The 21,436-nt window shown below is 67.9% G+C and carries 20 protein-coding genes; 11 read left to right on the forward strand and 9 right to left on the reverse strand.

All coding sequences use genetic code 11. The features are described from left to right. The first annotated feature begins 72 nt into the window (after positions 1-72). The 5 genes from ACGFU6_RS26005 to trxA all read left to right on the forward strand — a co-directional run bounded on the left by ACGFU6_RS26005 (position 73) and on the right by trxA (position 4,924). Positions 73-1,767, forward strand: a complete 1,695-nt coding sequence (locus ACGFU6_RS26005) for a protein kinase family protein (protein ID WP_393614297.1) — start codon at positions 73-75, stop codon at positions 1,765-1,767. Positions 1,768-1,793: 26 nt separating this feature from the next. Then, positions 1,794-2,498, forward strand: a complete 705-nt coding sequence (gene sigM, locus ACGFU6_RS26010) for an RNA polymerase sigma factor SigM (RefSeq protein ID WP_393614298.1) — start codon at positions 1,794-1,796, stop codon at positions 2,496-2,498. Next, positions 2,495-3,451 carry an anti-sigma factor family protein gene (locus ACGFU6_RS26015; RefSeq protein WP_393614300.1) on the forward strand — a complete coding sequence of 319 codons (957 nt, stop codon included), beginning with the start codon at positions 2,495-2,497 and terminating at the stop codon, positions 3,449-3,451. The genes sigM and ACGFU6_RS26015 overlap by 4 nt, the downstream gene beginning before the upstream one ends. Positions 3,452-3,585: 134 nt before the next feature. Further along, positions 3,586-4,548: a thioredoxin-disulfide reductase gene (gene trxB / locus ACGFU6_RS26020; RefSeq protein WP_393614301.1), complete on the forward strand. Its 963-nt coding sequence runs from the start codon at positions 3,586-3,588 to the stop codon at positions 4,546-4,548. A 43-nt stretch (positions 4,549-4,591) separates the two neighbouring features. After that, positions 4,592-4,924 (forward strand): thioredoxin, encoded by a 333-nt coding sequence (trxA, locus tag ACGFU6_RS26025; protein ID WP_073733236.1) that lies wholly within the window; start codon positions 4,592-4,594, stop codon positions 4,922-4,924. A gap of 91 nt (positions 4,925-5,015) precedes the next feature. Here trxA and ACGFU6_RS26030 read toward each other — a convergent pair whose 3' ends face one another. The 9 genes from ACGFU6_RS26030 to rpmH form a co-directional block, all read right to left on the reverse strand. Beyond that, positions 5,016-5,633, reverse strand: coding sequence for a GNAT family N-acetyltransferase (locus ACGFU6_RS26030; RefSeq protein WP_393614302.1), 618 nt, complete (start codon positions 5,631-5,633; stop codon positions 5,016-5,018). A 202-nt stretch (positions 5,634-5,835) separates the two neighbouring features. After that, on the reverse strand, positions 5,836-6,927 hold the full coding sequence (locus ACGFU6_RS26035; RefSeq protein WP_393614303.1) for a ParB/RepB/Spo0J family partition protein: 1,092 nt from the start codon (positions 6,925-6,927) through the stop codon (positions 5,836-5,838). Beyond that, positions 6,924-8,000 (reverse strand): ParA family protein, encoded by a 1,077-nt coding sequence (locus ACGFU6_RS26040; protein ID WP_393614416.1) that lies wholly within the window; start codon positions 7,998-8,000, stop codon positions 6,924-6,926. The genes ACGFU6_RS26035 and ACGFU6_RS26040 overlap by 4 nt, the downstream gene beginning before the upstream one ends. A gap of 291 nt (positions 8,001-8,291) precedes the next feature. After that, the gene (gene rsmG / locus ACGFU6_RS26045) at positions 8,292-9,008 is read right to left on the reverse strand and encodes a 16S rRNA (guanine(527)-N(7))-methyltransferase RsmG (protein ID WP_185092267.1); all 717 of its coding nucleotides are present in this window, start codon (positions 9,006-9,008) and stop codon (positions 8,292-8,294) included. 107 nt (positions 9,009-9,115) lie between these two features. Continuing rightward, the gene (locus ACGFU6_RS26050; protein WP_024489508.1) at positions 9,116-9,625 is read right to left on the reverse strand and encodes a R3H domain-containing nucleic acid-binding protein; all 510 of its coding nucleotides are present in this window, start codon (positions 9,623-9,625) and stop codon (positions 9,116-9,118) included. Between the two features lie 14 nt (positions 9,626-9,639). Then, a complete protein-coding gene (yidC, locus tag ACGFU6_RS26055) occupies positions 9,640-10,905 on the reverse strand; it encodes a membrane protein insertase YidC (protein WP_393614306.1) in 1,266 nt (421 codons plus the stop codon). A gap of 3 nt (positions 10,906-10,908) precedes the next feature. Continuing rightward, positions 10,909-11,268 carry a membrane protein insertion efficiency factor YidD gene (gene yidD, locus ACGFU6_RS26060; protein ID WP_078617610.1) on the reverse strand — a complete coding sequence of 120 codons (360 nt, stop codon included), beginning with the start codon at positions 11,266-11,268 and terminating at the stop codon, positions 10,909-10,911. After that, positions 11,265-11,636, reverse strand: a complete 372-nt coding sequence (rnpA, locus tag ACGFU6_RS26065; RefSeq protein ID WP_393614307.1) for a ribonuclease P protein component — start codon at positions 11,634-11,636, stop codon at positions 11,265-11,267. The genes yidD and rnpA overlap by 4 nt, the downstream gene beginning before the upstream one ends. Positions 11,637-11,657: 21 nt before the next feature. Further along, on the reverse strand, positions 11,658-11,795 hold the full coding sequence (gene rpmH, locus ACGFU6_RS26070) for a 50S ribosomal protein L34 (protein WP_010985740.1): 138 nt from the start codon (positions 11,793-11,795) through the stop codon (positions 11,658-11,660). 380 nt (positions 11,796-12,175) lie between these two features. On the opposite strand from rpmH, the gene dnaA reads away from it, so the two are divergent. From dnaA to gyrB, 6 genes are all read left to right on the forward strand, one after another. Then, positions 12,176-13,981 (forward strand): chromosomal replication initiator protein DnaA, encoded by a 1,806-nt coding sequence (gene dnaA / locus ACGFU6_RS26075; protein ID WP_393614309.1) that lies wholly within the window; start codon positions 12,176-12,178, stop codon positions 13,979-13,981. A gap of 983 nt (positions 13,982-14,964) precedes the next feature. Next, positions 14,965-16,095: a DNA polymerase III subunit beta gene (gene dnaN / locus ACGFU6_RS26080; RefSeq protein WP_024489504.1), complete on the forward strand. Its 1,131-nt coding sequence runs from the start codon at positions 14,965-14,967 to the stop codon at positions 16,093-16,095. A gap of 131 nt (positions 16,096-16,226) precedes the next feature. After that, positions 16,227-17,105 carry a phosphogluconate dehydrogenase (NAD(+)-dependent, decarboxylating) gene (gene gnd, locus ACGFU6_RS26085; RefSeq protein ID WP_393614310.1) on the forward strand — a complete coding sequence of 293 codons (879 nt, stop codon included), beginning with the start codon at positions 16,227-16,229 and terminating at the stop codon, positions 17,103-17,105. Positions 17,106-17,210: 105 nt separating this feature from the next. Continuing rightward, entirely contained in the window at positions 17,211-18,359 is a 1,149-nt protein-coding gene (gene recF, locus ACGFU6_RS26090) for a DNA replication/repair protein RecF (protein WP_393614312.1), read from the forward strand. Then, the gene (locus ACGFU6_RS26095) at positions 18,356-18,949 is read left to right on the forward strand and encodes a DUF721 domain-containing protein (protein ID WP_393614314.1); all 594 of its coding nucleotides are present in this window, start codon (positions 18,356-18,358) and stop codon (positions 18,947-18,949) included. Before recF ends, ACGFU6_RS26095 begins: the two co-directional genes overlap by 4 nt. Before the next feature lie 393 nt (positions 18,950-19,342). After that, positions 19,343-21,430: a DNA topoisomerase (ATP-hydrolyzing) subunit B gene (gene gyrB, locus ACGFU6_RS26100; RefSeq protein ID WP_393614316.1), complete on the forward strand. Its 2,088-nt coding sequence runs from the start codon at positions 19,343-19,345 to the stop codon at positions 21,428-21,430. The last annotated feature ends 6 nt before the right edge of the window (positions 21,431-21,436 follow it).

The following is a 21,436-nucleotide window of genomic DNA, read 5'->3' on the forward strand; positions in this document are numbered from 1 at the left end:
GTATGGGCACAATTGGCGTGACTGTGCAGAGCTGGCTGGCATCGCGCAACGGATGGGGAGGCAGGAACGACGGTGGCGGAACGTAGCACGGCTGCCGTTGACGTGGCCGACAACAGCGGTGACAAGCCGCTGTCCGCCAAGGCGGACGAGACCACGACCGACGGCACGGCAGAACCTCAGGACCCAACGGGCGCAGGCCCCCAGGAAGCGGTGGACGAACCGGCGGACTCCGACGTCACCATTTCTTCCCCCGATCTGCACAGCGGTCACAAACTCGCCGGACGCTACCGGCTGGAGGAGTGCGTCACCCGTCTGGACGGGTTCAGCAGCTGGCGTGCCGTCGACGAGAAGCTGCGTCGCGCGGTGGGTGTCCATCTCCTCCCCGCCGACCACCCACGAGCCCGCTCCGTGCTGGCCGCGGCCCGCTCCTCCGCACTGCTCGGCGACCCCCGCTTCGTGCAGGTCCTCGACGCCGTGGAGGAGAACGACCTCGTCTACGTCGTCCACGAATGGCTTCCGGACGCCACGGAGCTCACCGCCCTGCTGGGCGCGGGACCGATGGACGCGCACGACGCCTACCAGCTCGTCAGCCAGATCTCCCAGGCCATGGCGGCCGCGCACCGCGAGGGGCTGGCCCATCTGCGGCTCACTCCCGGCGCGGTGCTCCGCAGTTCCTCGGGTCAGTACCGGATCCGCGGCCTCGCGGTGAACGCCGCACTGCGCGGCATCACCTCCGAGGGTCCCCAGCGCGCCGACACCGAAGCGATCGGCGCCCTGCTCTACGCCGCGCTGACCCAGCGCTGGCCCTACGAGAGCGACGCCTACGGCCTGACCGGGCTCCCCAAGGGCGTGGGCCTGATCGCACCCGACCAGGTGCGGGCAGGCGTCCACCGCGGCCTCTCCGAGATCGCCATGCGGGCGCTCGCCAACGACGGCGCCACGGCCTCCCGCCAGGAACAGCCGTGCACCACCCCGGACGAACTGGCCAAGGCCGTCGCTGCGATGCCGCGCATCCGCCCGCCCGAGCCCACGTTCACCGCACCGCCCGAGTACCAGCGGACCACCTACCAGCAGGGCACCTACGGGCGTCCTGCCGGCCCTGGCTCCGCGTCCACCCAGTCCGTGCACGCCATACCGCCTGCCCCGCTCCAGAGCCGCACGGGCAAGGCGCTCAAGTGGGCCGTCTCCGCACTGCTCATCGCCGCACTGGGTCTCGGCAGCTGGCAGCTCGCCGAGACCCTCCTGGACCACGACAACAAATCGGGCGACCCGGATACCACGCAGAGCAACCCGGAGAACGGCGAAGCCCCGCCGGTCGAGAAGAACAAGCCCGTCCAGATCGTCAGCGCCAAGGACTTCGACCCGCTCGGCGACGGGTCCGAGAAGCCCCAGGACATAGATCACGTCTACGACGGGGACACGAGCACGTACTGGCACACCGACAGCTACTACACCGCCGACTTCGGCAGGCTGAAGAAGGGCGTCGGGGTCCTGCTCGACCTCGGCAAGGTTCAACAGGTCAGCAAGGTGGACGTGACGTTCCTGGACGGCACCACGTCGACCGAGTTGCGCACCTCCGGCGACGCCACCGCACCGACGATGCCCGACAGCTTCACCAAGGTTGCCGAAGGTTCGGGCACAAACGTGGCACTCAAGCCTGGCGAGCCCGTACAGGCGCGGTACCTTCTGGTCTGGCTCACCCAGCTGCCCCCTAGCAGCGAGGGGAACTTCCGGGGCAAGATCTCGGACATCAAGGTCACCGGCTGACGGCATCAGGGGAGGGGGGCTCACCGTTGGACGACACCAGATTCACCGACTCGACTGATCAGGACCTCCTGGCCAGCCACGTGGCCGGTGAACCCCACGCCTTCGGTGAGCTAGCACGACGTCATCGCGACCGGCTGTGGGCCGTGGCACTGCGCACGCTGGGCGACCGCGAGGAAGCGGCCGACGCCGTGCAGGACGCCCTCGTCTCCGCCTTCCGCGCCGCCCACACCTTCCGCGGCCAGTCCGCCGTGACCACCTGGCTGCACCGCATCACTGTCAACGCCTGTCTCGACCGCGTCCGCAAGGCGTCCTCCCGGAAGACCTCACCCGTCAACGACCCGGAACGGCTCGACCAGCTACTGGAGCCGCACGAATCCGCCGAGGCGCCGGCAGAACGGCAGGACCTGCACCGCGAACTGTTCGCGGCCCTAGCCACCCTCCCCGCCGAGCAGCGCGCGGCCCTCGTCCTCGTCGATATGCAGGGGTATCCGGTCGCAGAGGCGGGTCGCATCCTCGATGTGCCGGTCGGCACCGTGAAGAGCCGTTGCGCCCGGGGCAGAGCCCGCCTGGCCCCGCTGCTCACCCATCTCCGCAGGGATGCCGGGGACAGTGAGACAGGGGCGGCCGAAAGGAACCGGACGGCAAGAGCATCCGTCCCACCGGCAGCAGGGCCACGAGACGCGGGAACAAGCGATCCAGCTGGTGTGAAGGGCGGAGGCGGGCGCACATGACATCGACAACCGACACGACCCAGCACCCGGACGTCTCAGAGATCTCAGACCTCACCGAAGGCGTGCTCTCTCCGCCCCGCACCGCTGATGTCCGCCGTCATGTGGACGGCTGCGAGCTCTGCTCCGACGTCCGCGCCTCACTGGAGGAGATCCGCAGCCTGCTGGGCTCCATGCCGGCCCCGCAGGCCATGCCCATCGACATAGCGGACCGCATCGACGCCGCCTTGGCCGACGAAGCCCGTGCCGTTGCCACCGCATCCGACGAAAACGCAGAGAGTTCACGTGCGGGGGCGGATGTTTCACGTGAAACAGAGCATGCCGCCACTGTGCAGGAACTCGCGGACCGCCCCGCCGGACACCCACGTGCCGCCACCGGTCCCGGCCGCCGGCCTGTGCGGCGTCGTCGTCGCAGGGCAGTGCTCGGCGCCACACTGGGCGCCGCCTTCGTCGGTGTGAGCGTCTTCCTGCTGCAGAACGTCCCCACGTCCCACAACTCCGCCGACGTCAGTGCCGCAGACCATGGAGTCAGCGCCAAGAAGTCCGACTCGCAGGCGTTCTCGCAGTCCACGGTCGAAGATCGTGTCCACAGCCTTCTGAGCTCCGGCACGGGCCCGTCGAGCCCCGAGAACTCAGCCGGCCGGAATCAGGCACCGTCCATGGACACGAAGTCCTCGCCGGAGACGGAGCCTCCCGGTTCCCCGTCGCCGCAGACGCCGCTTCGCGCTCCCGTTGTTGCCGTCCCTTCCTGCGTTGAGCAGGGCATAGGGCGGAACGCCGCCGTCCTCGCTGTCGAGAAGGGCACCTACCAGGGCGCCGATGCCTTCCTCGTCGTCCTTCCCCACCCCACCGACACGAGCCGTGTCGAGGCCTACGTCGTCGATGCCGCATGCGTCGGTGCGGAGCCTGCGGCCAAGGGGAAGCTCCTGCTGACCCACGCCTACGCCCGCCCCTGAGCATCACGGGCTGATGCCGCCCCGGCACGTCGGGAATGCATCCCCCGTAGGATCCGTTGGGTGGGGTGAGAGTCGTTGAACCGACCCCAGTAGGCGTGGACAGTAGGCAGTCTGCAGAGACGAGGAAGAAACCCGTGAGCGACGTGCGTAATGTGATCATCATCGGCTCCGGCCCCGCGGGCTATACAGCCGCGCTCTACACCGCGCGCGCCTCGCTGAAGCCGCTGGTCTTCGAGGGTGCCGTCACCGCCGGTGGCGCGCTGATGAACACGACCGACGTGGAGAACTTCCCCGGATTCCAGGACGGGATCATGGGCCCGGAGCTCATGGACAACATGCGCGCCCAGGCCGAGCGGTTCGGCGCCGAGCTCGTTCCCGACGACGTGGTCTCCGTCGACCTCACCGGTGACATCAAGACCGTCACTGACACCGCCGGCACGGTGCACCGCGCCAAGGCCATCATCGTCACCACCGGATCGCAGCACCGCAAGCTGGGTCTGCCCAACGAGGACGCCCTCTCCGGACGCGGCGTCTCCTGGTGCGCGACCTGCGACGGGTTCTTCTTCAAGGACCAGGACATCGCTGTGGTCGGCGGCGGTGACACCGCGATGGAGGAGGCGACGTTCCTCTCCCGCTTCGCCAAGTCGGTCACCATCGTTCACCGCCGCGACTCGCTGCGGGCCTCCAAGGCCATGCAGGACCGTGCCTTCGCAGACCCGAAGATCAAGTTCGCCTGGGACAGCGAGGTCGCCGGGGTCCACGGCGAGCAGAAGCTCTCCGGTCTGACCCTGCGCAACACCAAGACCGGCGAGACCTCCGAGCTCCCCGTGACCGGCCTGTTCATCGCAGTCGGCCACGACCCGCGCACCGAGCTCTTCAAGGGACAGCTCGACCTCGACGACGAGGGCTACCTGAAGGTCCAGGCACCCTCGACGCGCACCAACCTCACCGGTGTCTTCGGCGCAGGCGATGTCGTCGACCACACCTACCGGCAGGCCATCACCGCTGCCGGCACCGGCTGCTCCGCGGCACTCGACGCCGAGCGCTTCCTTGCCGCGCTCGCCGACGACGAGAAGGCTGCCGCAGCCACCGTCTGATCCAAGCTTCACCCCCACACCCCGCGAAGTTAAGGAGGCCGCCGTGGCCGGCGCGCTGAAGAACGTGACTGACGACTCGTTCGATGAGGTCGTCCTGAAGAGCGACAAGCCTGTACTGGTGGACTTCTGGGCCGCCTGGTGCGGTCCGTGCCGTCAGATCGCCCCCTCCCTGGAGGCCATCGCGGCTGAGCACGGCGACCGGATCGAGATCGTCAAGCTCAACATCGACGAGAACCCGGCCACCGCTGCCAAGTACGGCGTCATGTCCATCCCGACGCTGAACGTCTACCAGGGCGGCGAGGTCGCCAAGACCATCGTCGGCGCCAAGCCGAAGGCCGCGATCCTTCGCGACCTCGAGGGCTTCATCGCCGAATAAGGCAGAACCCCTGCCCGATGTTTCACGTGAAACGGGCCCACCCTCGAGGGTGGGCCCGTTTCACGTTCTCCGGCACCAGCAAAGAGTCGAATCACAGCGGTCGCAGGACCGGCTCCTTCTGGACCACACCCAGCAGCCGGTCCAGGGCCAGCTCCACGTCTTCTTTCCACGAAAGGGTCGTACGCAGCTCGAGCCTCAGCCGTGGATGAGACGGATGCGTTCGTACGGTCTTGAAGCCCACGGCCAGCAGATGATCTGCGGGCAGCACACAAGCAGGTTCCTTCCAGCGGGCGTCCGCGAACGCTTCGATCGCCTTGAACCCGCGGCTGAGCAGGTCCTTGGCAACTGTCTGCACCATGACGCGGCCGAGACCCTGCCCCTGGTACCCCGGCAGGATCAGGGCAGTCATCAGCTGAACGGCGTCGGGGGAGACCGGGCTGGTCGGAAAGGAAGCAGCCCGCGGAACGTAGGCCGGTGGGGCGTAGAGAACGAAGCCGACCGGCACATCATCGACATAGACAACGCGACCGCAGGATCCCCACTCCAGCAGGACACCGGAGATCCAGGCTTCCTTCTCCGCCTCGGGCCGGCCGGCCTTGACCGCAGCCGCCCCACGCACCGGGTCAAGTTCCCAGAACACGCAGGAGCGACAGCGCTCGGGGAGATCAGAGAGGTTGTCCAGCGTGAGCGGTGCGAGCCGACGCCCCATGAAGGCTGTTCCTCACTTCCCTCGCCCACCGCATCGCGTGCGACGGGCGGTGGCACTCCGTTCGCGGAGACGGATCAACTGGATGTGGCCTACCAGAACGCATCGTATCCACGACGGGATCAAGCTGACACCGAGAGAAAGCAAAGGGCGGGCTGTGTTCCGTTGTTCCGGAACACAGCCCGCCCAGCGTCGCTCGGAGCGGTCAGCTCTCGTCGTCCTCTGCCGGCTCCTCCGCCGGGCTGCGGTCCAGGACACGGCCCTCACCGGGAGCGAGACTGCCGAGGATGCGGTCCAGATCCTCCATCGAGGCAAACTCGACGACGATCTTCCCCTTCTTCTGACCGAGGTCGACCTTCACCCGGGTCTCGAAGCGGTCCGAGAGCCTGGATGCCAGGTCAGTGAGCGCCGGCGACAGCCGCCCGCCAGCCCGCGGCCCCTTGGCCTTGGAGGCGCTCGCGGGCTTGGCGCTCATCAGCTGCACGATCTCCTCGACCGCACGCACCGAGAGCCCCTCGGCCACGATCCGATGCGCCAGCTTGTCCTGTTCCTCGGAGTCGTCCACGGAAAGCAGCGCACGCGCGTGGCCCGCCGAGAGCACCCCGGCCGCAACCCTTCGCTGCACCGGAGGCGACAGCCTCAGCAGACGCAAGGTGTTGGACACCTGCGGCCGCGACCGCCCGATGCGGTCGGCCAGCTGATCATGCGTGCACTTGAACTCCTTGAGCAGCTGGTCGTACGCAGCCGCCTCTTCCAACGGGTTGAGCTGAGCCCGGTGAAGGTTCTCCAGGAGCGCGTCCAGGAGGAGCTTCTCGTCGTCCGTAGCTCGGACGATGGACGGGATCCGCTCCAGACCGGCTTCACGACAGGCCCGCCAGCGCCGCTCGCCCATGATGAGCTCGAAGCGGTCGGAGCCGATCTGCCGTACGACAACGGGCTGAAGGAGACCGACCTCCTTGATGGAGGTCACCAGCTCGGCAAGCGCATCCTCGTCGAAGACCTCGCGAGGCTGACGCGGGTTCGGCGTGATGGAGTCGAGAAGGATCTCAGCGAAATACGCTCCTGCCACCTCGCTCGGCTCGCCGGACCCGATCGAATCCGAAACAGGAGCACTCGGCTCCGGCACGGCACCGAGCGAGGTCACCTTGGCGGCGGCCACTCCCCGCTCGGCCGTCAGGACCGGAGCCGTCCCGGCAGAGGACGCACCAGCGCCGGCCGAAGGAACCTGCTTCTCCTGCGGAGCGGCGGGGATCAGGGCACCGAGCCCTCGCCCCAACCCTCTACGACGCTCACTCACTGGATCCCCTCCGAAGTGTTCTGCTGGCTGTTCCGACTGCCCGTGTGGGCCGGCTGCGCCTCGTAATTCAACCCGACCCCACGCAGAGCGATCTCACGTGCCGCCTCAAGATACGACAAGGAACCGCTGGAGCCGGGATCGTAAGTGAGCACGGTCTGCCCGTAGCTCGGCGCCTCGGAGATTCGCACCGAGCGCGGAATGCTGGTGCGCAGCACCTCCTTACCGAAGTGGGTGCGTACCTCCTCCGCGACCTGCGACGCGAGCCTGGTCCGGCCGTCGTACATGGTGAGCAGGATCGTCGACACATGGAGTTCGGGGTTGAGGTGCCCCCGTACCAGGTCGACATTGCGCAGCAGCTGGCCGAGCCCTTCCAGCGCGTAGTACTCGCACTGGATCGGGATCAGTACCTCGGCACCGGCCACCAGGGCGTTGACCGTCAGGAGACCGAGTGAGGGCGGGCAGTCGATGAGGATGTAGTCCAGCGGCTGCTCGTAGGCCTGGATCGCCCGCTGGAGTCGACTCTCCCGCGCCACCAGCGACACCAGCTCGATCTCCGCACCGGCGAGATCGATGGTCGCTGGGGCGCAGAAGAGACCTTCGACGTCCGGGACGGGCTGAACCACGTCGGAGAGCGGCTTGCTCTCCACCAGGACGTCATAGATGGAGGGGACCTCGGCGTGGTGGTCGATCCCCAGTGCCGTGGAGGCGTTTCCCTGCGGGTCCAGGTCGACCACCAGAACACGAGCACCGTGCAGGGCCAGTGACGCGGCAAGGTTGACCGTCGAGGTGGTCTTGCCCACCCCGCCCTTCTGGTTGGCCACCACCATGACGCGCGTCTGGTCAGGTCGTGGCAGACCCTCGCCGGCGCGGCCCAGGGCCTCCACCGCCAGCTGGGCCGCCCGGCCAATGGGTGTGTCGTCCATCGGTGGCGGTGTTTCACGTGAAACACCGTCCACCGCCGATTCGGATCGGGGACCGGGGACCGGATCGGTCATCGGTCCCGCGATGTTGGCGTCGGACCGCAAGGATTCACTCTCCTCGACTTCAGGCTCGCAATGAGCAGAGCCTGCCATGCTTTCAGGGTCGCGAACCAGCGAGGCCCGCTCTTCTGTGGACGAATCCACTTCTGTGGACAACTCCGTAGCCCTAACGGGCCTGCGATGGCGAGGCGTGGCAGCCGCACGACCGCGGCTGATAATTCCATGCAGCAGAGAGCGACGTTTCACGTGAAACACGATGCCCCTGCAGCGTAGCTACAGGGGCACGACACTCCGCGCGGGGTACGCACACCTCCCCGCACGAAGCATCTCCGATACATACACCAAACGGTGCGTAACGGTCATGCGCACAGCGTGATCGGCGAATCAGCGACGACGGCGTGTCCGGCTGACCCTGGCGGCCTTGGCCCTCTTTGCGGCGAACCTCACACCACCAGGGCTCTCACCCACCACCACACGCACCACGGTGGACATCGGATCCACAACACCCTCGCCTACTTGAAGCACCTCGGTCTCCAGTACACCGAGCTTACTCAGGGCTGCCCGAGCGCCGTTGATCTCCTCCTCGGCAGTATCGCCCTTGAGCGCCAGCATCTCGCCGTACGGGCGAAGCAGCGGCACCCCCCAGCCCGCCAGGCGGTCCAGCGGGGCGACCGCCCGAGCCGTCACCACGTGCACCGGCTGAAGCGTCCCCAGGACCTCCTCTGCCCGGCCACGGACGACCGTCACATGATCCAGCCCCAGGAGCTCGACGACCTCCTGGAGGAAGTTCGTCCGCCGCAGCAACGGCTCAAGCAGGGTGATCTTCAGATCCGGACGTACGAGCGCCAGCGGGATGCCCGGAAGCCCCGCGCCCGAGCCCACATCGCAGACCGTGACGCCGTCGGGGACCACCTCGGAGAGCACCGCACAGTTCAGCAGGTGCCTCTCCCACAGCCGCGGCACCTCGCGCGGACCGATCAGCCCCCGTTTGACCCCCGCATCGGCCAGCAGTTCCGCGTATCGGACGGCCTCAGGGAAGCACTCACCGAATACCTCCCGGGCCTCGTCGGGCGCCTGGGGAAGTTCTACTTCCTCCGTCACGGGAACCGTCCTTCCATACCGCATTACCGCACCATGGTGGCTGACTATCAGGCTGACAAAGATCGGCCCCGCCTGCGAACAGACGGGGCCGACAGGAGAAGGGCCGGTCAGGCCGGAAGGACGACGACGAAGCGCTGCGGCTCCTCGCCCTCCGATTCGCTGCGCAGGCCTGCGGCCGCGACCGCATCGTGCACGACCTTGCGCTCGAACGGCGTCATCGGATCCAGCTTCATCGGCTCGCCGGAGCTCTTGACCTCGTCCGCGGCCTTGGCACCCAGCTCGGCGAGCTCCGTGCGCTTCTGCGCCCGGAATCCCCCGATGTCGAGCATCAGACGGCTGCGGTCACCGGTCTCCCGGTGCACGGCCAGTCGCGTCAGCTCCTGGAGCGCCTCCAGCACCTCACCGTCGCGTCCCACGAGCTTCTGCAGTTCACGTGCCGACTCACTGATGATCGAGACCGCGGCCCGATCCGCCTCGACGTCCATGTCGATGTCGCCGTCGAGGTCGGCGATGTCGAGCAGGCCCTCAAGGTAGTCCGCTGCGATCTCCCCTTCCTGCTCAAGGCGGGTCAAGGTGTCGCTGCCCTCAGCGGCCGTGGAGGTGGTGCCTTCCGTCACGGATGGACTCCTTCTTACTTCTTGGACGGGTGCTTGGGCCGCTGCGGGCCCTTGCGCTGTCCGGACTTGGCTTGGCGTGAGGAGCCGGACGCGGGCTTGCCGCCCGCCGGCTTGGGCTTGTCGTCCTGCGGTGCCTTCTTCTGCAGGGAGGGCGGGGTCTCCGACGCGCTGGAGTCGGCTTCCTTGGTCCCGCTCTGCTGAACTGCACCGGTGTGACGCTTCGCCTTGGTCTGGCGCTTGGGCTGCTGACGTCGCTGCGCGGCTCCGCCCTCGGCGTCGGCGACAGCGGTGTCGCTCTTGGCCACCGAGCCGTCCTCCTGCGGAGCGAGGCCGAGCTTGGCCAGTCCCGTGACGAACTTCCGCTCGATGTCGTTGCGGTCCGGGCCCTTGGACACGATCCGCTTGACCGTGTTGCGGCGGGTACGGCCGCGGACCTCACCGTGCGTGGTGACGCTCTTGAGCAGACGTCCCAGGTACTGGTCCTGCGCCTTGCTGCCCGGCGTCGGGTTCTGGTTGATCACGTACATCTGCTGACCCATGGTCCAGACGTTGGTGGTCAGCCAGTAGACGAGGACACCGACGGGGAAGTTGATGCCCATGACGGCGAAGATCAGCGGGAAGATGTACATCAGCATCTTCTGCTGCTGCATGTACGGCGTCTTGACCGTCAGGTCCACGTTCTTCGTCATCAGCTGGCGCTGGGTGAAGAACTGCGAGGCCGACATCATCACGATCATGACCGCGGTGACGACCCGGACATCCACCAGCGAGGCGCCGAGCGCCTCGACCTTGTCCGCGCTGTCCATGAACTTGGCGGCCAGCGGAGCACCGAAGATGTGTGCCTGACGCGCGCTGTCCAGCAGCGACTGGTCGATCACACCGATCTTCTTGTTCGACGCGATGGCCGAGAGCACGTGGTAGAGGGCGAAGAAGAACGGTGACTGCGCCAGGATGGGAAGGCACGAGGACAACGGGTTGGTACCCGTCTCCTTGTACAGCTTCATCATCTCTTCGGACTGACGCTGCTTGTCGCTCTTGTAGCGCTCCTGGATCGCCTTCATCTTCGGCTGGAGCACCTGCATGTTCCGCGTCGACTTGATCTGCTTGACGAACAGCGGAACGAGACAGATACGGATCAGCACCACGAGGGACACGATGGACAGACCCCAGGCCCATCCCGTGTCGGGGCCGAAGATGGTCCCGTACAACTTGTGGAACTGGACGATGACCCAGGAAACGGGCCACGTGATGAAGCTGAACAGACTGGCAATCGTGTCCACTAATCAGGCTCCTTGAGCATTGGGCGAAGTCTCTGCGGCCGAGCTCGGGAGATCGGTGGCCGATCCCCCGGGAGGCACATCAGCGGCGGAGTCCCCGCCCTTACCGCCGCGGAAGAGATCTCGCAGCAGTTCGTGCCAACGCGGACGTTTGCGTGGTGGTACGTAATCCACGCCGCCGGGTGACCACGGATTGCACCGCAGGATGCGCCAGGCTGTCAGCGCCGTTCCCTTGATCGCTCCGTGCCGGTCGATCGCCGTATATCCATAGTGGGAACACGACGGGTAGTAACGGCAGACAGGCCCGAGAAGTGGGCTGATCGTCCACTGGTACAGCTTGATGAGAGCCAGCAGCGGGTACTTCATCGCGCGCCCCCTCCCAGTAGCCGCTGGAAGGCGGCGTCCAGGTCTCGGGCCAGCTGTTCATGATCGGCGTCGCCCGCACCGGGCAACGCACGTACGACAACCAGGCTACCGGGGGGCAGCAGGGACAGCCGTTCTCGGACCAGATGGCGAAGCCTTCGCTTCACCGCTGTGCGGACGACCGCGCCACCCACGGCTTTGCTGACAACGAAACCCGCACGCGGCGGGGGAGCAGTCTCCCCAGTCACGTGCGGGTCCGTTGCACCGCTGCGTAGATGGACGACGAGTAGCGGGCGGCCGGCCCGGCGTCCTCGTCGTACCGCGGTCGCGAAGTCCTCGCGCCGCCTCAGCCGATTCTCGGTAGGCAGCACGTCATGACGACCTGTACGCGATCAGGCGGACAGGCTGGCGCGGCCCTTGCCACGGCGGGACGCGAGGATCGCGCGGCCGGCACGGGTCCGCATACGCAGACGGAAACCGTGGGTCTTCGCGCGACGACGGTTGTTCGGCTGGAAGGTGCGCTTGCTCACTCGGGGGCTCCAGTAATGATCGTGTGTTGGCGGGACATCGCCTGGCTGTCACCGTGCGCCCACGAGAGACTCGCGTAAACGCCCTAGTTGCACCGCTTCACAATCACAGATCGTGATCTTTGCCCATCGGAGGCAGGCGGCAGCAGCCATCGACAACTCGACCTGGTCACGGTACGCGCGGCTACGCCATCCGGTCAAACCGACCCTGTCGGGCCCCCCATTGTGCACAGCCTGTGGACAACGACTTGAACCGCATGGGTCGGCCCGCCTACCGTGGCCGAACCCCGGTTCTTTTTCTTCCCGCCTGCCGGTCCTCACCCATCCCGACCCATACGTCCCGAGAAACACACATTCGTGGGACCAGCGAGAGAGCGTGCCTTGTGGCTGACGTACCTGCCGATCTTGCCGCAGTGTGGCCACGAGTGCTGGAGCAACTCCTCGGGGAGGGCCAGCAGGGGATCGAGCCGAAGGACAAGCAGTGGATCGAGCGCTGCCAGCCGCTCGCCCTGGTGGCCGACACCGCGCTGCTCGCCGTCCCCAATGAATGGGGCAAGCGCGTCCTGGAGGGGCGGCTCGCTCCGCTCATCAGCGAGACGCTGAGCCGCGAGTGCGGCCGCACGATCCGGATCGCGATCACGGTCGACGACTCCGCGGGCGAGCCGCCGAACCCGCCGGCGCCCCCGATGCACCAGTCGCAGCAGCACCAGTCCCAGCAGCAGCACCGCTACCAGGGACCGCAGCACGACGAGCGTCAGCACAACGACTCCTACGACGGCTACGGGCACCGGCCCTCGGACGACGGCATGCCGACCGCCCGGCCCGCGTACCCCGACTACCAGCAGCAGCGCCCCGAGCCCGGTGCCTGGCCGCGCACCCAGGAGGACCTCTCCTGGCAGCAGCCCCGGCTCGGCGGATACCAGGACCGCGACACCTCCGGCGAGCACTGGCGCGAGCCGTACGGCGGCCGCTCCCAGCAGCCCCAGCACGACTACCGCCAGCAGCCTCCCGAGCACCAGGGCTACGAGTCCCAGCGGCCCGACCGCCATGACATGCAGGAGCCCCAGCACCGGCAGGGCGGCGGAACGGGCCGGCCCGGCGGGGTCCCGGGACCGATGGGCGCCCAGCCCGCGCCCGCCCCCGGCCCGGGTGAGCCGCACGCACGGCTGAACCCGAAGTACCTCTTCGACACCTTCGTCATCGGGGCGTCGAACCGGTTCGCGCACGCCGCGGCCGTCGCCGTGGCCGAGGCGCCCGCCAAGGCGTACAACCCGCTCTTCATCTACGGGGAGTCCGGGCTCGGCAAGACCCACCTGCTGCACGCGATCGGGCACTACGCCCGCAGCCTCTACCCGGGCACCCGGGTGCGGTACGTGAGCTCGGAGGAGTTCACCAACGAGTTCATCAACTCGATCCGCGACGGCAAGGGCGACACCTTCCGCAAGCGGTACCGCGATGTCGACATCCTGCTCGTCGACGACATCCAGTTCCTGGCGAGCAAGGAGTCGACGCAGGAGGAGTTCTTCCACACCTTCAATACGCTCCACAACGCCAACAAGCAGATCGTGCTGTCCTCGGACCGGCCGCCCAAGCAGCTCGTGACCCTGGAGGACCGGCTGCGGAATCGTTTCGAGTGGGGTCTCACCACCGATGTGCAGCCGCCGGAGCTGGAGACGCGCATCGCGATCCTCCGTAAGAAGGCGGTGCAGGAGCAGCTCAACGCTCCGCCGGAGGTGCTGGAGTTCATCGCCTCCCGTATCTCACGAAACATCCGGGAGCTGGAGGGCGCGCTCATCCGGGTAACGGCCTTCGCCAGTCTCAACCGCCAGCCGGTGGACCTCGGGCTGACCGAGATCGTGCTGAAGGACCTGATCCCGGGCGGCGAGGACGCCGCACCGGAGATCACGGCGCCGGCCATCATGGCGGCGACCGCCGACTACTTCGGCCTGACGGTGGACGACCTCTGCGGATCCTCGCGCAGCCGCGTGCTCGTGACGGCGCGCCAGATCGCGATGTACCTGTGCCGTGAGCTGACGGACCTCTCGCTGCCCAAGATCGGGGCCCAGTTCGGCGGCCGCGACCACACGACCGTGATGCACGCGGACCGGAAGATCCGCGCGCTGATGGCGGAGCGGCGCTCCATCTACAACCAGGTCACCGAACTCACCAACCGCATCAAGAACGGCTGACGGGCCGCCACCGCGCGCAGAGCACCACGGAGTCACGGAGTCACGGCGGCACAGTGGCTCAGGGCCACAGCCCCACAGAACCGCGCAGCCTCGCCTCCGCGAGCACCGAGAAGGGTGCTCCGGGACCCACATCGGGTCCCGGAGCACCCTTTTTCGTTCGGGCCGGGCAGCTGTGTACGAGGTTCGCGGGGCACGGTCCCCGTCCTCGCTGTTCGAATACCTGCCGCGGACGGGCCGTTCTCCACAGATCTGGGCACAATCTCCCCTCCACAGCCTGGGGATTGAAAAGTTGTCCATACTGCTTCCACAGGCAGGGCAGCCGATACTCCATCAGGCCAGCTCAGAGGCCTGGGGATTTGTGGTCAACAATGATCCACAGCCTGTGGACAAGTTTTTCGTCCACAGGGGCACGTCAATGTTGTCCACCGGCGGCCCACAGGAGAGACCTTCTTGTCCCCAGCTTCTGCGGGCTTCTCCACACCTCTGTCCACTGTTCGGCAACACGACACCCGCTTTCACCGCACCGAGTGAAAGGCGTCACACCAAGAGGGTCGGTTGGGCTGTGGGGAAGCTGGGTAAAGCTGGGGACAGACCTGGGGAGAAACCCCCCTGCCCTGTGGGTCGGTTGTGCAGAACTTTCGGGTGTCCACAGAAACCCCGGGTTTTCCACCGGCGCCACCCACAGGGTCGGTGGACAAAAAACAGGGTCTGACCTGCGGAAACGACGTTATCCACGGTTTCCACAGGCCCTACTACTACTACTACCTCTAGTTAGCCCGGAATCCGCTTCGAAGTGGGGCCTGTGCACAACTCGGCGCCGGAGCTCCGCGAACCGCTTGTCGCGACTTGACCCCGAGCAGCACCGAGTGTCGGTGCCGTACGTCAGACTGGTCCCCGGCGTCCTCCCCGTCCCATCGGTGGAGCGACCCGACCAGACGACGAAGGCCAGCAGGGCGAGCGAGCAACAGCAGGAGGCGGTTCCGGTGAAGATCCGGGTGGAGCGCGATGTACTCGCGGAGGCTGTGGCCTGGGTGGCCCGCAGCCTCCCGGCCCGGCCGCCGGCGCCCGTTCTTGCGGGCCTGCTGCTGAAGGCCGAGGACGGCGCACTCAGCTTCTCCAGCTTCGACTACGAGGTCTCGGCCCGGGTCTCGGTGGACGCTGAGATCGAGGAGGACGGCACGGTGCTGGTCTCCGGCCGGCTGCTCGCCGACATCTGCCGCGCCCTGCCCAACCGGCCGGTGGAGATTTCCACAGACGGTGTACGGGCGACGGTGGCCTGCGGCTCCTCGCGGTTCACACTCCACACCCTTCCTGTGGAGGAGTACCCCGCACTGCCGGAGATGCCGACGGCGACCGGGACGGTCCCCGGCGAGGTCTTCGCCTCGGCCGCCGCCCAGGTGGCCATCGCGGCCGGCCGCGACGACACGCTGCCCGTCCTCACCGGTGTGCGCATCGAGATCGAGGGCGACACGGTCACCCTGGCCTCCACCGACCGCTACCGCTTCGCGGTCCGCGAGTTCCTCTGGAAGCCGGAGAACGCCGACGCATCCGCCGTCGCCCTGGTCCCCGCCAAGACGCTGCTGGACACCGCCAAGGCGCTCACCAGCGGCGACACGGTGACGCTGGCGCTGTCGGGCTCCGGTGCAGGTGAGGGGCTCATCGGTTTCGAGGGCGCCGGCCGGCGGACGACCACCCGGCTGCTCGAGGGCGACCTGCCGAAGTACCGCACGCTCTTCCCGACCGAGTTCAACACGGTCGCGGTCATCGAGACCGCCCCGTTCGTCGAGGCCGTCAAGCGCGTCGCGCTGGTGGCCGAGCGGAACACCCCGGTCCGGCTCAGCTTCGAGCAGGGTGTGCTGATCCTGGAGGCGGGTTCCAGCGACGACGCACAGGCTGTGGAGCGCGTGGACGCGGTCCTGGAGGGCGACGACATCTCGATCGCCTTCAACCCGACCTTCCTGCTGGACGGCCTGAGCGCGATCGACTCCCCGGTCGCCCAGCTCTCCTTCACGACGTCCACCAAGCCCGCGCTGCTCAGCGGCCGCGCGGCCGTGGATGCCGAGGCGGATGACGCGTACAAGTACCTGATCATGCCGGTCCGCCTCTCCGGCTGATCCGGCTACCGGTCCTGTCACGGCAGGCCCCGACGGGCACGCTCAGCGCCGAGCATGCCCGTCGCCCTGTCCCCGGCCGGGCGTAGGCTCGGTCCTGGGTACGAATCGGCACAACGCTTAAGGAATCTCTGATGGAGATCGGTCTCGTCGGCCTCGGCAAGATGGGCGGCAACATGCGCGAGCGCATCCGCCGCGCAGGCCACACCGTCATCGGTTACGACCGCAACCCGGACGTCGCCGATGTCCACAGCCTCGAAGAGCTTGTGGGCAAGCTGAAGGGCCCCCGGGTCGTATGGGTGATGGTCCCGGCCGGCGCCGCGACCCAGTCCACGGTCGACGAGCTGGCCGAGCTGCTGTCGGCCGGTGACGTCGTCGTGGACGGCGGGAACTCCCGCTGGACCGACGACGAGAAGCACGCTGTCGAGCTCGGCATCAAGGGCATCGGCTTCGTCGACTGCGGCGTCTCCGGCGGTGTCTGGGGCCTGGAGAACGGCTACGCGCTGATGTACGGCGGCGACGCCGAGAACGTCGCGAAGGTCCAGCCGGTCTTCGACGCGCTGAAGCCCGAGGGCGACTTCGGTTCCGTGCACGCGGGCAAGGTCGGTGCCGGCCACTTCGCCAAGATGGTCCACAACGGCATCGAGTACGCCATGATGCAGGCCTACGCCGAGGGCTGGGAGCTCCTGGAGAAGGTCGACTCCGTCACCGACGTGCGCGAGGTCTTCCGCTCCTGGCAGGAGGGCACGGTCATCCGTTCCTGGCTGCTCGACCTGGCGGTCAACGCGCTGGACGACGACGAGCACCTGGACCAGCTCCGCGGCTTCGCCGCCGACTCCGGTGAGGGCCGGTGGACGGTGGAGGCCGCCATCGACAACGCGGTCCCGCTGCCCGCGATCACCGCGTCGCTCTTCGCCCGGTTCGCCTCGCGACAGGACGACTCCCCGCAGATGAAGATGATCGCCGCGCTGCGCAACCAGTTCGGTGGCCACGCGGTCGAGAACAAGAAGTAGCAGCGACGAGGAGCGGGCCGGGCGCCCGCCCGCATCACGAAGCACACACGACGAAGCACACAGCAGAGAGCACGGAGCAGGAAGCCGGGAAGGTCGGCGTACACCATGCATGTCACGCATCTGTCGCTGGCCGACTTCCGCTCGTACGCCCGGGTCGAGGTGCCTCTCGACCCGGGCGTCACCGCGTTCGTGGGGGCCAACGGCCAGGGCAAGACGAATCTGGTCGAGGCCGTCGGCTATCTCGCGACGCTCGGCAGCCACCGGGTCTCCTCGGACGCGCCGCTGGTGCGCATGGGCGCTGAGCGGGCCGTCATCCGGGCTGCCGTCACCCAGGGCGAACGCTCGCAGCTCGTCGAGCTCGAACTGAACCCGGGCAGGGCCAACCGCGCCCGCATCAACAGGTCGTCGCAGGTCAGACCCCGTGATGTGCTCGGCATCGTCCGGACGGTGCTGTTCGCGCCGGAGGACCTGGCGCTGGTGAAGGGCGATCCGGGTGAGCGCCGCCGCTTCCTCGACGAGCTGGTCACGGCACGCTCGCCCCGGATGGCCGGGGTCCGCTCGGACTACGAGCGGGTGCTGAAGCAGCGCAACACGCTCCTGAAGTCGGCGGCGATGGCGCGCAGGCACGGCGGCCGTTCGATGGACCTCTCGACGCTCGACGTGTGGGACCAGCACCTGGGCCGGGTGGGCGCCGAGCTGCTGGCGCAGCGGCTGGACCTGATCGCGACCATGCAGCCGCTGACGGACAAGGCCTACGCGGACGTGGCGCCCGGCGGCGGCCCGGTGACGCTGGAGTACCGCAGCTCGGTGGGTACCGAGCTGGGCGCGGTCGAGGGCGCCGACCCCGCCCGTACCCGGGAGGAGCTGTACGGGCAGCTCATCGCGGCCCTGGCCGAGGTGCGCAAGCAGGAGATCGAGCGGGGTGTGACGCTGGTCGGCCCGCACCGCGACGACCTGGTGCTCGGGCTGCGCGGGATGCCGGCCAAGGGCTACGCGAGCCACGGGGAGTCGTGGTCGTACGCGCTGGCCCTGCGGCTGGCCTCCTACGATCTGCTGCGCAGCGAGGGCAACGAGCCCGTGCTGGTCCTGGACGACGTCTTCGCCGAGCTGGACGCGCGACGCCGTGAGCGGCTGGCCGAGCTGGTGGCCCCGGGCGAGCAGGTGCTGGTGACGGCCGCGGTGGACGACGACGTGCCCGGGGTGCTCGCGGGTACCAGGTACGCGGTATCGGCCGGCGAGGTGGAGCGGCTGTGAGCGGCGCTGCGGACGGCCCGGAGCCGCTTCCGGACGGCCCGGAGTCACCGCGGGAGCCGTCGTCCGGGGCGGCGAAGCAGCCGGAGCCCTCGGGGGTGGACCTGGCGCGGGTGGCCCTGCGGGCGGCGAAGGAGCAGGCGCGGGCACGCGGTGCGGCGGCGCAGCAGAAGAAGCAGGCCCGGCGCGGCGGCGGGCTGCGGTCCGGGGCGCGGGCGGACGGCCGTGATCCGCTGCCGCTGGGAGCGGCGATCAACCGGCTGATCACCGAGCGCGGCTGGGAGGCACCTGCGGCGGTGGGCGGTGTGATGGGCCGCTGGCCGCAGATCGTGGGTGATGATCTGGCCAATCATTGTGTGCCGTTGCGTTACGACGAGGATCCCGACGAGCGCGTACTGACGGTGCAGTGCGACTCGACGGCGTGGGCGACCCAGCTGCGGCTGCTGGCGCCCCAGCTGGTGGCCCGGCTGAACGCGGATCTGGGACACGGCACCGTACGGATGATCAAGGTCCTCGGGCCGGGAGGACCGCAGCGCAGGTTCGGCCCGCTGCGTGCGCCGGGCAGCAAGGGACCCGGCGACACCTACGGCTGACCTGCACTTTTACCCCTTCTCCAGGCCGTTTCGGCCGCACTGCCCCAGAGGGCGGCGGTGAGGTGTGCCCCGGTTGTCCCCGATGCCTTCGGACTCCGTGTTGTGCGGGTCTGCGGTGGTTGAAACCGCGGGGTGCCGAGTGGACGTCCCTCACCGTAGCGAGAGGTTGACAGCTCGAAGCGCTCAACGCCCGTGTGAGCCGCTTGAGGCCCCTTCCCGAATATGGGGAGTCGTCAGCCGTGGATTCAGGGCGGCACATGCGGACTCAGGTACCGGCAAACCCCCATTCGGGTCGGCGCTACCGGTAGACTGGTGGACAATCCCGCGTCCTTGCGGGATTCGTCGATACAAGCCGAACGACGCAGCCGCTCCCGCCTGCCCGGAGAACGGCCTGTGCTGTGCCAGAAAGGGCGCTTCGTGGCCGATTCCGGCAACCCCAACGAGAACATTCCGTCCACCCCCGACGGGAGCGACGCGGCTCCCGCCCCGGGCGAGGTGACAGCCTCGTACGACGCCAGCGCGATCACCGTGCTGGAGGGCCTGGACGCGGTCCGCAAGCGACCCGGCATGTACATCGGCTCGACCGGTGACCGAGGTCTCCACCACCTCGTCCAAGAGGTCGTCGACAACTCCGTCGACGAGGCGATGGCCGGCCACGCGGACACGATCGACGTCACGATCCTCGCCGACGGCGGCGTGCGCGTGATCGACAACGGCCGTGGCATCCCGGTCGGCATCGTGCCGTCGGAAGGCAAGCCGGCCGTCGAGGTCGTGCTCACCGTGCTGCACGCGGGCGGAAAGTTCGGCGGCGGCGGCTACGCCGTCTCCGGTGGTCTGCACGGCGTCGGTGTGTCCGTCGTCAACGCCCTGTCCACCCGGGTCGCCGTCGAGGTCAAGACCGACGGCTACCGCTGGACCCAGGACTACAAGTTCGGCGTCCCGACCGCCCCGCTGAAGCAGAACGAGGAAACCGACGAGACGGGCACGTCCGTCACGTTCTGGGCCGACGGCGACATCTTCGAGACGACCGAGTACTCCTTCGAGACGCTCTCGCGCCGCTTCCAGGAGATGGCGTTCCTCAACAAGGGCCTCACGCTCAACCTGACGGACGAGCGGGAGTCCGCGAAGGCGACGGCGGGCGCGGACAGTGCCGAGGCTGCCGACGTCCCCGAGGAGGAGACGACCCGCACGGTCACGTACCACTACGAGAACGGCATCGTCGACTTCGTCAAGTACCTCAACTCCCGCAAGGGCGATGTCATCCACCAGTCGGTGATCGACATCGAGGCCGAGGACAAGGACCGTCTCCTCTCGGCCGAGATCGCCATGCAGTGGAACACGCAGTACAGCGAGGGCGTCTACTCCTTCGCCAACGCGATCCACACGCACGAGGGCGGTACGCACGAGGAGGGCTTCCGTGCGGCGCTGACCTCGCTGGTCAACCGGTACGCGCGCGACAAGAAGCTGCTGCGCGAGAAGGACGACAACCTCACCGGCGAGGACGTCCGCGAGGGTCTGACGGCGATCATCTCGGTGAAGCTGGGCGAGCCGCAGTTCGAGGGCCAGACGAAGACCAAGCTGGGCAACACGGAGGCCAAGACCTTCGTGCAGAAGGTGGTCCACGAGCAGCTCACGGACTGGTTCGACCGGAACCCCAACGAGGCCGCCGACATCATCCGCAAGGGCATCGCCGCCTCGACCGCCCGCGTGGCTGCCCGCAAGGCGCGTGACCTGACCCGTCGCAAGGGGCTCCTGGAGAGCGCCTCGCTGCCGGGCAAGCTGAGCGACTGCCAGTCCAACGACCCGACGAAGTGCGAGATCTTCATCGTCGAGGGTGACTCCGCCGGCGGTTCGGCGAAGTCCGGCCGTAACCCGATGTACCAGGCCATCCTGCCGATCCGCGGCAAGATCCTGAACGTCGAGAAGGCCCGGATCGACAAGATCCTGCAGAACACCGAGGTCCAGGCGCTGATCTCGGCCTTCGGCACCGGGGTCCACGAGGACTTCGACATCGAGAAGCTCCGCTATCACAAGATCATTCTGATGGCTGACGCCGACGTCGACGGCCAGCACATCAACACCCTGCTGCTCACCTTCCTCTTCCGCTTCATGCGGCCGCTGGTCGAGGCCGGGCACGTCTACCTCTCGCGCCCGCCGCTCTACAAGATCAAGTGGGGCCGGGACGACTTCGAGTACGCGTACTCGGACCGCGAGCGCGACGCCCTCGTGGCGCTCGGCAAGCAGAACGGCAAGCGGATCAAGGAAGACTCGATCCAGCGCTTCAAGGGCCTCGGCGAGATGAACGCCGAGGAGCTGCGTGTCACCACGATGGACGTCGACCACCGCGTCCTCGGCCAGGTCACGCTCGACGACGCGGCGCAGGCCGACGACCTGTTCTCGGTGCTGATGGGTGAGGACGTCGAGGCACGGCGCTCGTTCATCCAGCGCAACGCCAAGGACGTCCGCTTCCTCGACATCTGAGTCGGC

Source organism: Streptomyces sp. NPDC048462 (genome assembly GCF_043200175.1).
In the GTDB taxonomy this organism is placed as follows: domain Bacteria; phylum Actinomycetota; class Actinomycetes; order Streptomycetales; family Streptomycetaceae; genus Streptomyces.